Source organism: Sphingomonas sp. IC-56 (assembly GCF_021043375.1).
Classification (GTDB): Bacteria; Pseudomonadota; Alphaproteobacteria; order Sphingomonadales; family Sphingomonadaceae; genus Sphingomonas.
Genome location: NZ_JAJNDV010000001.1, coordinates 528,909 through 541,189 on the forward strand (window position 1 = coordinate 528,909; position 12,281 = coordinate 541,189).

The following is a 12,281-nucleotide window of genomic DNA, read 5'->3' on the forward strand; positions in this document are numbered from 1 at the left end:
ACCTCAGCGTGCAAATAGAAGGGAGTCATCGGCAAACGCCTTGAACTCGAGCGCGTTGCCGCTGGGGTCGCGAAAGAACATCGTCGCCTGTTCGCCGACCTGGCCCTTGAAGCGGACATGCGGCGCGATGCCGAAGGGAATGCCGGCTGTCTCGACCCGCGCGGCCAGCGCTTCCCAGTCCGGCATCGTGAGCACCACGCCGAAGTGCGGCACCGGCACGTCATGGCCGTCCACGGCGCTGGCGGCGGTCACCGGCTTAGTGGCGGTATCCAAGTGCGCGACGATCTGATGCCCGAACAGGTCGAAGTCGATCCAGTGATCGGACGAGCGCCCCTCCGGGCAGCCGAGCACGTCACCGTAGAAAGTGCGGGCCGCAGCAAGGTCGTGGACCGGAAAGGCGAGATGGAACGGGCGCAGAGACATGCCCCCGCTCCTACTCGAAGATGGATTGCGAGCGAAGCGCGATCCTGCCTCAAGCGGCCGAAGCGGATGCGTGCTCAAGCGCTGGTGGCAGGAAGTCATCCATTAGCAGCATGGGATGGGGATACTGGAAGGTGTTCGCCGCCATCGGCAGTACGACACCCTCTGCGGCACCGGGAAGGAAGTAGTTGCCCTGATACGCGTTGGGCTGCGTCATCGGACCCTCCGGATACGCTTCTCCGATCGTCGCGAACTTCAAATCCATGCCAAATACGGCAAACAGAGCCATATCGACGAAGTTCATGTGGTCAATCGTGCCGCGTAGATGCGTATCCTGGGCGATTATCGCTTCGATCTTGTCCCTGACGAAGGATAGCGAGGCCATGTCTTTTACAACTTGATTGAAGTCGTGCGCGCCATCGTGATGGATGATGTAACGGCTTGTCGTATTCGCCAACATCCCGTGACGGACATAGGATGGCAAGTCACCGTGGAAGAGGCGAATCCTGGTGGCGGCTTCCGGATACATGCGGCGAACACGCTCATAGCTGAACCGCAGAAAGTCTGCACTGACATCGACCAGGTCCAGGTCGAAATCGAAGGGCTGCATGCACCCGGCAAGATAGGAGGTCGACCCGCCCATGAAGACGCCAACTTCGACGACCCGATCAAACTGCCCATTCAGATCGCGCAGTGTGCGGACGAGGTCGTAATAGTATTTGGCTGAGCACTGATCCTCATACCCGAGATCGAGCGCCGCAAGCCGATCAGCGACGCGGTCGTAAATACGGTTCTGTCCGGCATGTTTGCGCGACTGAGACACCGACTGATAGCCGGAATAGATGGTGATCCCGAAATGCTCTGCTAGCTTGGTCTGATCCTGTGCCTGCTCGTCAGGCTGGATGAAGCCGCCAAATGTCATGGTGTCCCTCTTAGATGCTGGACCCGTCGAAAAATCATGGGCCTCTATGGTTTATAGAGGGAAAACCATGTGATCGTTTCGGATCTGGACTGACATTCGTTCTCACTCTCCCGCTTTGCAGCGCCTTTTGATAGAGGCAGCACATGCTCCGCCGCCCGCTGCTCCTCGCCCTGGCCATCGGCCTTTTGTCGCCTGTCGGATTTGCGCCGCTGGACCTGTGGTTCGTCACACTCGCCTGCTTCGCGGCGCTGCTGTGGCTGGTGCATCAGGCGCCGAGCCTCAAGTCGGCTTTGGCGCGCGGGTGGGTGTTCGGCGTCGGGCACTTCACCATCGGGAATAACTGGATTCAGCACGCCTTCGACTATCAGGATCGGATGCCGCCGGTGCTGGGCTATTTCGCGGTGGTGGCGCTAGCGCTGTACCTGGCGGTGTTTCCGGCGCTGGCGATGGGGCTAGCATGGCGGTTCAGCCGCACGGTTCGGTCCCGGGGCGAGCTGCCCGACCTTCCCTGCGTGCTGGCCGCCGCCGCGGCCTGGATCGTCACCGAATGGCTGCGGGGCACGCTGTTCACCGGTTATCCGTGGAATCCGCTGGGGGTGCTGTGGCTGCCGACGCCAGTGGCGCACATCGCAGCGTGGATCGGCACCTATGCCTTGTCGGGCGTGGCGGTGCTCGCTGCGGGCACGCTGCTTCTGGCAGCGACCCGCCGCTTCGTTCCGCTTGGCGTCAGCGCCGCAGTGTTCGCGGCATGCTTCCTGCTGCCCGACCGCGCACCGGAAGCACCCGCGGGCACACCGCATGTCCGAGTGGTCCAGCCCAATCTCGGCCAAGAGAATGTCAGCGCCCCCGACTATCCCGAGCGCGCCATCGAGCAGCTGATGCAGGGCAGCGGCCAGCCCGGCGCCGTGCCCCGCCTGGTCGTGTGGCCCGAGGGGATGGTGAACCATTATGTCGAGGACGATTATCCCGATCCGCGCTTTTATCGCCGCGGCGATCCGCGCTGGGTGCGTGGCAAGATCGCGGCTATTCTTGGGCCCCGCGATATCGCGCTGGTCAGCGGCAACGCGCTGTTCTTCGATCGCAGCGGCACGCTGACCGGCGCGGGAAACTCCGTCTGGCCGCTGGAGCCCTCCGGCATGCTCGGCCAGCGCTACGACAAGGCGCATCTGGTGCCCTATGGCGAGTATCTGCCAATGCGCGGGCTGCTCGAGCCGCTGGGATTGTCGCGGCTGGTGATGGGGGATGTCGATTATGTGCCTGGGCCTGGTCCGGCGACCCTGAGCATCCCCGGCTTCGGCAAGATTGGCGTGCAGGTCTGCTACGAGATCATCTTCTCCGGGCAGGTGGTGGACCCGAAGAACCGACCGGACATGTTGTTCAATCCCTCCAACGACGCGTGGTTCGGTAGCTGGGGTCCGCCCGAGCATCTTGCCCAAGCCAGGCTGCGGGCGATCGAGGAAGGTTTGCCCGTACTCCGTTCCACCCCGACCGGCATTTCCGCAGTGATCGACGCGCGCGGGCACGTGCTGGGCAGCGTTCCCGCAAGCCAGCAGGGCGCGATCGAAATGCCCCTGCCCCGCCCGCTGCCGCCGACGCTCTTCTCGCGGGTCGGCAATTGGATGGTGTTGATCGCTGCCGGGGTGCTGCTGCTCTTGGCCGTTGCCATCCGCCGCCGGGCCAGCTAGGGCAGGGATATAAGGAAAGCTTTATATGGCATGGCAACGGCCTGCTTTCCTCCCACCCGCTCGAGGAAAATCATGCGTTCCAATTATCTCTTCACGTCCGAATCGGTTTCGGAAGGCCACCCCGACAAGGTCGCCGACCAGATTTCCGACGCTATCGTCGACCTGTTCCTGTCCAAGGACCCCGAGGCGCGCATCGCCTGCGAGACGCTGACCACCACCCAGCTGGTCGTGCTTGCCGGTGAAATCCGCTGCAAGGGCGTGTACGAGAACGGCGCCTGGGCTGAGGGCGCGCAGGAAGAGATCGAACGCACCGTCCGCAACACGGTGAAGCGCATCGGCTATGAGCAGGACGGCTTCCACTGGGAGACCTTCCGCTTCGAGAATAACCTGCACGGCCAGTCGGCACACATCGCGCAGGGCGTGGACGCCAGCGGCAACAAGGACGAAGGCGCCGGCGACCAGGGCATCATGTTCGGCTTCGCCTGCGACGAGACTCCGGACCTGATGCCGGCCACGCTGTACTACAGCCACAAGATCCTGGAGCGCATGGCCGCCGACCGTCATTCGGGCGCGGCGCCGTTCCTGGAGCCCGACGCGAAGAGCCAGGTTACGCTGCGCTTCGAGAATGGCAAGCCGGCCGCAGCCACTGCGATCGTCGTCTCGACTCAGCATGGCAAGGGCTATGACGAAGGCGACAACGAAGCCGAGCTCAAGGCCTATGTGAAGAAGGTCGTGGCGGATGTGATCCCGGCCGAGCTGCTGTCGGACGAGACCGTCTATCACATCAACCCGACCGGATCGTTCGAGATCGGCGGCCCGGACGGCGACGCCGGCCTGACCGGCCGCAAGATCATCGTCGACACCTATGGCGGCGCCAGCCCCCATGGCGGCGGCGCGTTCTCCGGCAAGGACCCGACCAAGGTCGACCGTTCGGCAGCATACATCACCCGCTATCTCGCCAAGAACATCGTCGCCGCAGGACTCGCCAAGCGCTGCACGATCCAGTTGGCCTACGCGATCGGCGTGTCCAAGCCGCTGTCGCTCTATGTCGACACGCACGGCACGGGCACGGTGGGCGATGACAAGATCGAGGCGGCAATCCAGGGCATCGAGAAGCTGGGCGGCATGACCCCGCGCGGCATCCGCACCCACCTGGGCCTCAACAAGCCGATCTACGAGCGCACCGCTGCTTATGGCCATTTCGGCCGCCAGGCAGAGGGCGACTTCTTCCCCTGGGAAAAGACCGACCTGGCCGAGGACTTGAAGGCGGCACTCGCCTGACACGTTGTTCCTGAAGAAAAGCGGGCCGGAGGGGCGATCCTCCGGCCTTTTTCTTGTCTGCACAGCATTCGCTTTTGGAGAAGCGTCTACGATTAGCTGGGGCCGCTCCCGCAGAGTCGGGTTCTACGGAAGCATCGTAAACGCTTCGGTAATCCTGTTTCTTCATGCAGGATTGCGGGAAAGGAATGGGATGATGGAGTCGCAGGGGGAGCCCCGTCGAATGGCCGAGAACGCAAACACGATAGCCTTTCAGCCGATCGCCGACACCGGCGCCGGCCGAGTCTATGCCTATGAGGCCGTGCTGCGTGGCGCTGGCGACACGAGCGCGCAGGAGATCCGCGCGTCGATGGATGCCGAAGCGCGCGTGAACTTCGACCGGCGCTGCGCCGTTGCGGCGATTCGCTGGGCGGCGGCGGCGGGACTTGGCACGAGCGGCGCGCGGCTGTGCATTCCCACCTTTGCCGATGCGATCACGGCACCGAGCGAGCACCTGCTGCCTGCGCTCCAGGCGGCACGCGCCTGCGGGGTGATTCCCGAGCGCCTGATCTTCGCGATCCACGATTACGAGGCGGTAAGCGGACCGCATCTGGCCGAGATCGTCCATGTCTATGGCAAGCTGGGCTGCCTGACCGCATTTGTGGGCCTGGGTCCGGGGCAATCGGGCCTGGGCACCTGCGGCCGCTACAAGCCCGATCTGGTGAAGCTGGAGCCGGAGCTGGTCTCCGGGATCGCGTCAAGCTGGTCGCGCCGCATCCTCCTGGAGGACCTGACGCCCAGGCTTCGCAGCCTTGGGCTCAAGGCGATTGCCACCGGCGTCGATTGCCCGACCGTGCTGGAAAAACTGGGCGGCTTCGGCCTGCACCTGGTGCAGGGCGAGGCGATCGCCAAGCCCGAAGCGGGCACCCTTCCCGCTCCACAGCTGCGCCGCGCCGCCGCCTAACCGTAGTGGCTACTCCATCCGCGTAGTGAGCGCCCCGGTGCCGGCGTTCACGGCCTTGTTCACGGCCGCCTCGGCAACCCATCCCACCACCGCGCCGGCGATCACGTCGCTCGTAAAGTGCGTGCCGCGCGGCAGCTGAACCAGACCAACTGCAGCGGCGAGGCCTGCAGCGGCATGGGACGCACCCGCGTATTCGCGGCTGAGCGCCCGCCCAACGGCCACCGCGCCGGCCGTGTGCCCGGACGGAAAGCTGTTCCAGGGCCCCTCATTCTTGTCGGCGTTCTTGTCCCGGTGCAGCAGGTAGCGCCCATCCTCCAGCATCTTGTGCGGCCGCGTGCGCGCGACATAGCGCTTGATCCCGGCCTTGATCGCAGTCGCCACGATTTCGCTCGCGAGCATCCGTAGCCCGGCCCGCGCCAACCGTGGCCGGCGCAGCACCAGCCCGGCGGCGAGCGTCACGGCCGACGCAGCCAGCAAGGGCGGCTGGTCGGATAGCTCGCTCAGCGCCCCGACGGCCCGCACGGCTGGGTTGTCGCGATGCGCCACGGCGGCGGTGGCGATGCTGGCGTCGATCCGCTCGACCTTGCTGGCGCGCGCGGCAAGCTGCGAACCCTTCGACGTGTTCTTTCCCATGCCCTGACAACCCCCCGCTTCCGCGAAGGTTCGCCGGCAGGGTCGTTATAAACTGTTGCCGAGCCTCCCGTTCGCGGAGGCCCGGCCTCGGGAGAATCCCTATCGGGGGGAATCCAACGCGGCGACGCACGGAGTGTTCGGACGCGGCATTAACCAATAATTCACCGCTCGAAAGGGGAAGCCAATGACCGTCCGCACCGTTTCTGCCATCGATCCGCGTCTCGACCTCCGCATCACGTTTCAACCGATGGCCACGACCGGCCTGCGCCAGGCTTTTGCCTACGCGGCATTGGCCACTGCACCCGATGGCGGCAGCTTCGGCGCAGCCTTGGCGGCGCTGCCGCTCGAACAGCGCCCCGCGCTTGAGGCCAGCCGCATCGCCCTAACGCTTCAAGCGGCCGTGGCCGCTGGGCTTCGCGAAAGCGACGCCCTGCTCGCCGTGCCGATTGGCGCGGCTGCCGGCATGGCCGAGCCGCTGCTGTCGCACCTGTTCCGCACCGCACTCGCTTATCGCTTCCCGTTGGAGCGCATCATCGTGGAGATCAGCGTGGATGAACGCGGCGACCTGAACAGCGCGGCGGCGCTGGCGCGGGTCTGCACCGGACGGGGCGTGGCTATTGCGTTCGACGGGTTCGCTGCCGGTCCGATCGCGCTTAAATTGCTCAGCAGCTTCACGCCACGCTATGTGAAGCTGGATCCGGCATTGGTCCGCAACATCGATGCCAGCCCTTCCCGCCGCCTGATCGCCGAAGGCGTGATGCGTCTGTGCCGCAGCATGGGCGTGACCGTGGTCGCGCGCGGTGCCGAGAGTGCCGGCGAGTGCCGCGTCCTGGCGGCGATCGGCGTGCGCCATGTCCAGGCCGAACGCCCGCTGCCGCTGCCCCAGGCCGACATACCCCGCCGCGAGCCGCGCAGCCTGCAGCCCACCCATCGCCGCCTCGCCCATCACCAGCGCGCGCCCTTTCCGCTCCACCGCGCGGCGCAGCCGGCGCTGGCGGTCGCAGTCTAGCTTGCACCTGCCGGCGGGCACGCTAACAGGCGCGCGTGTCCGATCCCGTTTCCATCCGCCGCCTCTATGGCCGCCGCCAGGGCCATAAGCTGCGCGCCGGCCAATCCACGCTTGTCGAAGAATTGCTGCCGCAGGTCAGTGTGCCCGATGCCGGCCCGCTGGACGCGGTCACGTTGTTCGGCGACGATCGCCCGCTCGAGTTCGAGATCGGCTTTGGCGGCGGCGAGCATCTTGCCGGACAGGCGGCGATGCGGCCCGATCACGGCCTGATCGGCTGCGAGCCGTTTCTGAACGGCGTCGTGGGCGCCCTAAACCACATTCGCGACGATAGCCTCACCAATGTCAGGCTCCATATGGGCGACGCCCTGGAAGTGCTGGAGCGCCTGCCCGACGCGAGCCTTACCCGCGTGTATCTGCTGCACCCGGACCCCTGGCGAAAGGCGCGGCACGCCAAGCGGCGGATGATGAACCATGGCCCGCTCGACCTGATCGCCAGCAAGCTGAAGCCCGGCTGCGAGTTCCGCCTGGGGACCGATGATCCCACTTATTGCCGCTGGTCGATGATGGTGATGGAGCAGCGCCGCGACTTCGTCTGGCAGGCGCAGAGTGCGCAGGACTTCCTGGTGCGCCCCGACGACTGGCCCGAGACCCGCTACGAGCGCAAGGCCCGCCGTCAGGGGCATGAGGTCTGGTACTTCAGGTACACGCGCGTTTGATACCGCACGAATCGCCGGCTTCTGCGGTTATCTTCGCCCGAACAACCGGCTCGCAGTCGCCGTGCATATTCCGATCATAGGACATGAGCTAGAACAGCGACGACCCGCCCAGTAGGCTACTGGGCGGGTAATCACCTGTCCGTGACGCGGCTAGGGGCGCCGCACCGTGATGGGCTTACCGTCATAGACGAATGCCTGCGGTCCCGTGTCGAAGCTGAGCGCGGTCGCCTGTTCCGGATTGTGGAAGCGGACCGAGATGCTCCGGCGCGGCGGCATCTTGTCGTAGCTTCCTTGGCGGGCGCCGATCGTCAGCGTGCCGGCTGCCTCGTTCCATTGCACGGGAATGCGGGTGAACTGGCCCTTCTCATAATCCCGACTAGTCCCGTCATCCTCGTAGATCGAGAATTCGCCGTTCGCACCGGTATAGACGTGCAGCACCAGCGGCCCGCCCTTATCCTGCGCGGTGTACTGGATGTCGGGGCCGGTCGGCACGATGGAGCCTGCCCGCACGAACAGGGGCATCCGCTCACGCGGCGCGTCCGCGGTAATTGACTGCCCCCCCTTGAAGAAGCGGCCGCTCTCCATCGCGTACCAGCCGGTGCCGGCCGGCAGATAGACGCTGCGCGACCGCGCCTTGAACTGCGTGACCGGCGCCACGAGCAGCGAGGGGCCAAACATGTACTGGTCGTCGACGTTCCAGCCCTTGCGGTCCTGCGGGAAGTCCATGACCAGCCCGCGCATGATCGTGCCGTCCTTGAAGTGCGTGTCGGCGCCCACGGTGTAGATGTAGGGCATCAGCCGATAGCGCAGCTTGTTGTACCACAGCATCGAATCGTACATCGCCGCGTCGCCCTTCGAGATCTCATAGATCTCGCGGAACGGGGTCTCGCCATGGCTGCGGAATAGCGGTGAGAAGGCGCCGAACTGGAACCAGCGCAGGTTGAGCTCGCGCCATTCCGGCATCGCCTCGGGCAGCTGCTCGGTATAGCGCTCCTCGACCGAGAAGCCGCCGATATCGTGAGTCCAGTTGGGGATGCCCGACATGGACAGGTTCACGCCGGCCGAGATCTGGTCGCGGAAATCTTCCCAGCGCGCCGCCACGTCGCCCGACCACAACGCCGAGGACGCACGCTGCGTGCCCGCAAAGCCCGAACGCGTCAGGATGAACGGCCGCTTGTCCGGCTCGGCCTTGCGTAGACCCTCGGCGAAGCCATCGGCGTGGACCAGGGGGAAGGAGTTGAACAGCTCTGCACCCGGCCCGATCGCCGTTGGCCCCATCCGCTCCTTGCGCTGGTCGATCGACAGGTTGGAGTGGATGTCGGGCTCGGTCGCGTCCATCCACCACGCGTCAAAGCCCTTGCTGACCAGCTTGTCCCGCACCTGGCGGAAGTAGATCTGCCGCGCTTCGGGCGCGTAGGGATCATAGTCGGTATTCTCGTACCCCGGGCCGACCCAGTCCTTTTCGCGCGCATCAAGGTTGCCGCGATACAGATAGCCCTTTGCCGCCAGTTCCTTGGCGTTGTCGGTGTTGGGATAGAATTTCGGCCAGACCGAGATCATGATCCGCGCGTTCATCTTGTGAACGTCGTCGACCATCTTGTCGGGATCGGGGAAACGCTTCTTGTCGAAGTCGTGGCTGCCCCACTGGTCCTCGGGCCAGTAGAACCAGTCCTGAACGATGTTGTCGAGCGGGATCTGGCGGTTGCGGTATTCGCGCACCACGCCGACCAGCTGGTCCTGCGTCTCGTAACGCTGGCGGCTCTGCCAGAAGCCATAGGCCCATTTCGGCATCATCGACGCCTTGCCGGTAAGATCGCGATAGCCGGCGATCACGTCGTCCATGTTGCGGCCGCCGACGAAGTAATAGTCGATCGAGTGGCCGACTTCCGACGACATCCACAACGAGTTGCGGTCCTGCTTGGGCAGCGGATCGCTATGGAAGAGCGCGAGATAGCCTGCATTAGGCTCCCACTCGATGCGCAGGTTAACCGGCTTGCCCTTGGTCATCGGCAGGTCGATATTTTCGAACCACGGGTTCCAGTTCACCCGCCAGCCGTCATAGACCAACTTGTTGTCGGCAAAGACCTTGATGTAGCTCGACGAATAGAGCCGAAACTTGTGAACGCCGGTAGCCTCGGGATGGACGGTGCCGGTCCACACCACGTTCTGCTTGCCCACTACGACGCCGGCGGTGTTCTGCCCCGCATTCGCCGATGCGACGGTCTTCGCCTTGCCGGCCTCGGGCCAGTTCTTCTGGTCCTTGATGAATTGATAGTCGATGAAGGCTTCCTGGCGCGTGACCGCCGACTTGCCGTCGAGGAAGTATTCGGCCTTCCAACCTGGCTTGCCGCCGCTGGTGACCTTCAGCCCCTGCCCCACATGGTCATAGGGCTTGGGATTGCCGAAGCGTGTGATCGAGTTGTTGTCCCACAGCAGCCCGTAGTTGCGCGTGGACACCAGGAACGGGACGGCGATGTCCATGTTGTGCTGCGCCAGTTCGACGTCCTGGCCGTTGTAATTCATCTGACGGTACTGATGCTGACCCAGGCCATAAAAGCCTTCATCGGTGCCGCGGTTGAACTGCTGGTGGGTGGCGAGGAAGGGCTTGTTCTCCACGCTCACCGGGGTGAAGCCGCGCTGCGTTTCGCCGAGCACCACCGTGCCCGCGGCGTTGCGGAACTGAACATGGCCGTCGCGCAGCCGGATTTCCGCAGAGGCGCGCGGTGCCTTCACCGTCACGACGCCGTTGGCCTCGCTCACCGCATAATCGCCATGCGGCTTGGCCACCACCATCAGGCTGGTGGGCAGGTTCAGGTCCTCGGCCGGCGAAGCCGTTACTCGGAAGCTGTCATCGCCATAGACCAGCACGCGCACGCGCTTGGCCGTGCCTTCAGCGGGAGTGACGAGCACGCCGTTGGGAATACGCTCGACGGTCTGCGCAGCGGCGACGCCGGGGGCCAGAGCCAGCGCTGCGGCAGCGCCGAGGAACCAGTGCTTCACGTCTTCAAACTCCTTCGTTGTTCCGTCTCGCCGGCCAATCGGCTCAGCGATAGGTCCCCATCGTCACCTTCAGCAACACGGGCTTGTCGGTGAAGTTGAACCCATAGTCGATCTGGTCGCCATTCCAGCGCCGCGACATCCGCCACTGGCCGCCGACGAACGTGCCCTCCTCGGCACTGACGATCTGCGTGGCCTGCTTGCCCTCGGCCAACCCCAGCCGCATGCGGACATGGCGGCCGGTCAGCAGGAAAGTGTCGGGACCAAGCTGCGCGACCAGGGCCCCACCCTCGGGCTGGTCGGCCATCGGATGCTTGTCCTGCTTCAGCCAGGTCCAGCTCGCCTCGCCCATCTGCCAGTGACCATATTGCGCCGTGACGCGCCAGCGTCCGAGCACCTGGGACTGGTCCTTGCCGTCGCTTCCCTTGGTCGTTCCCCAGGTCGGGTTCTCGAACGCGATTCTGGCCCAGTCGCGTGCGATCGGGTGCAACAGGCGATAGGGTTCGGCAAAGGCAGCAACCGTCGCGTCGTCGAAGCGCTTGGCGCCGAGCGGGTAGTTGAAGAAGCCCGTCTCATCCATGCCGAACGGCGCGAAGCCGATCGCGCCATGCCCGAGTGCCGGCCACAGGAAGCGGCCATATTCGGCAGCATTGCCAATCTCGGGCACCATCAGCGCATTGTCCGGCTTGGCATAGGCGGCAAAGAAGCCGGTCACCTGTTCGGGATTGCGGTTGTAGATATCCGGCGCGATCAGGTCGAGCGCGGGCGCCGCGGTCTTCCAGATCGGCATCACGTCCCAGTTGGGCCCGCCCGAAGGGCCTGCACCCTTGGCAGGATCGAAGGCGTCACCCAGCGCTGCGTTCACATACATGGGCAGCGGCTTCACGGCTTTGCCCGCCGCGGCGATCTCGCCGATATATTTCGCGTAGTACCAAGTATTGAAGTACCGGTCGGCGCTGGTGCCGAACACCTGGCTCCAGCTCCCCGGCTGCTTGTGCATCGCCTTGAGCAGCGGCGCGGGAACGGGGCCGGCGAACAGCTTGCGCGCTTCGGGCGAATGGTCGCGATCCAGCCCATAGCTGCCGCTTTCATTCTCCGGCTGCACCATGATCACGGTGTTCTGCGGATCGATCCGCTTCAGGTGCGTCATCAGCGCCACGAACGCGCGCTTGTCGGCTTCCAGCGTGGCGCGGCCATGCGGGCTGATCACATAATGCGGGGTGCCATCGGGCTTGGTCATGCGCGCGAACCGACGCGTGTCCGACTTCACCCAGGCCGGCGCATAGGTAGCGCCGGTGTTCTTCCAGCTCGCGAACCACAGCAGCACCAGGCGCATGTCGTTGGCGCGCGCCTGCTCCACCAGCGTATCGACAAAGGAGAAGTCGAACTGTCCCTCGACCGGTTCGACCTGCTCCCAGGCGACCGGCATCTCCAGCGTGTTGGCGTGGATCCGCTTCAGGAACGGCCACACCTTGGGCAGCGCGTCGGGATAGTTGCTCGAATTGTTCGCCTGCGCGCCGAGCATCAGGAACGGCGCGCCGTCGACCATCAGGGCGTGCTTGCCTTCGCGCGTGGCGATGCGGGGCACGTCCTGCGCCGCCGCCGCAACGGGTGCGGCGGCGATCACGAGGGGGAGAAGAGCCGAAGCCAGGCGGGTAAAGGAAGTCATCGCTTGCGA

General features: G+C 64.9%; 10 protein-coding genes. 5 read left to right on the forward strand and 5 right to left on the reverse strand.

What is annotated here, in order from left to right; genetic code table 11:
• Positions 1–3 precede the first annotated feature (3 nt).
• Together LQ953_RS02670 and LQ953_RS02675 are read right to left on the reverse strand one after the other, a co-directional pair.
• Entirely contained in the window at positions 4–423 is a 420-nt protein-coding gene (locus LQ953_RS02670) for a VOC family protein (RefSeq protein WP_231029011.1), read from the reverse strand.
• Between the two features lie 49 nt (positions 424–472).
• The gene (locus LQ953_RS02675) at positions 473–1,342 is read right to left on the reverse strand and encodes a class I SAM-dependent methyltransferase (protein WP_231029013.1); all 870 of its coding nucleotides are present in this window, start codon (positions 1,340–1,342) and stop codon (positions 473–475) included.
• Positions 1,343–1,485: 143 nt separating this feature from the next.
• Here LQ953_RS02675 and lnt point away from each other — a divergent pair, with 143 nt between their 5' ends.
• The 3 genes from lnt to LQ953_RS02690 all read left to right on the forward strand — a co-directional run bounded on the left by lnt (position 1,486) and on the right by LQ953_RS02690 (position 5,248).
• The gene (lnt, locus tag LQ953_RS02680; protein ID WP_231029015.1) at positions 1,486–3,027 is read left to right on the forward strand and encodes an apolipoprotein N-acyltransferase; all 1,542 of its coding nucleotides are present in this window, start codon (positions 1,486–1,488) and stop codon (positions 3,025–3,027) included.
• Between the two features lie 72 nt (positions 3,028–3,099).
• A complete protein-coding gene (gene metK, locus LQ953_RS02685) occupies positions 3,100–4,308 on the forward strand; it encodes a methionine adenosyltransferase (RefSeq protein WP_231029017.1) in 1,209 nt (402 codons plus the stop codon).
• Positions 4,309–4,528: 220 nt separating this feature from the next.
• Complete coding sequence (locus LQ953_RS02690; RefSeq protein WP_231029018.1) at positions 4,529–5,248, forward strand: EAL domain-containing protein; 720 nt, start codon at positions 4,529–4,531, stop codon at positions 5,246–5,248.
• A gap of 9 nt (positions 5,249–5,257) precedes the next feature.
• Here the strand turns inward: LQ953_RS02690 and LQ953_RS02695 are convergent, their stop codons facing one another.
• The gene (locus LQ953_RS02695) at positions 5,258–5,881 is read right to left on the reverse strand and encodes a phosphatase PAP2 family protein (RefSeq protein ID WP_231029020.1); all 624 of its coding nucleotides are present in this window, start codon (positions 5,879–5,881) and stop codon (positions 5,258–5,260) included.
• A 184-nt stretch (positions 5,882–6,065) separates the two neighbouring features.
• Between LQ953_RS02695 and LQ953_RS02700 the strand changes: the two genes are divergently transcribed.
• On the forward strand, positions 6,066–6,890 hold the full coding sequence (locus LQ953_RS02700) for an EAL domain-containing protein (protein WP_231029022.1): 825 nt from the start codon (positions 6,066–6,068) through the stop codon (positions 6,888–6,890).
• Positions 6,891–6,925: 35 nt separating this feature from the next.
• The gene (gene trmB / locus LQ953_RS02705; protein ID WP_231029024.1) at positions 6,926–7,606 is read left to right on the forward strand and encodes a tRNA (guanine(46)-N(7))-methyltransferase TrmB; all 681 of its coding nucleotides are present in this window, start codon (positions 6,926–6,928) and stop codon (positions 7,604–7,606) included.
• 150 nt (positions 7,607–7,756) lie between these two features.
• Here trmB and LQ953_RS02710 read toward each other — a convergent pair whose 3' ends face one another.
• The gene (locus LQ953_RS02710) at positions 7,757–10,606 is read right to left on the reverse strand and encodes a TIM-barrel domain-containing protein (RefSeq protein ID WP_231029026.1); all 2,850 of its coding nucleotides are present in this window, start codon (positions 10,604–10,606) and stop codon (positions 7,757–7,759) included.
• Positions 10,607–10,649: 43 nt separating this feature from the next.
• Positions 10,650–12,272: a DUF5597 domain-containing protein gene (locus LQ953_RS02715; protein ID WP_231029027.1), complete on the reverse strand. Its 1,623-nt coding sequence runs from the start codon at positions 12,270–12,272 to the stop codon at positions 10,650–10,652.
• Between the last annotated feature and the right edge of the window lie 9 nt (positions 12,273–12,281).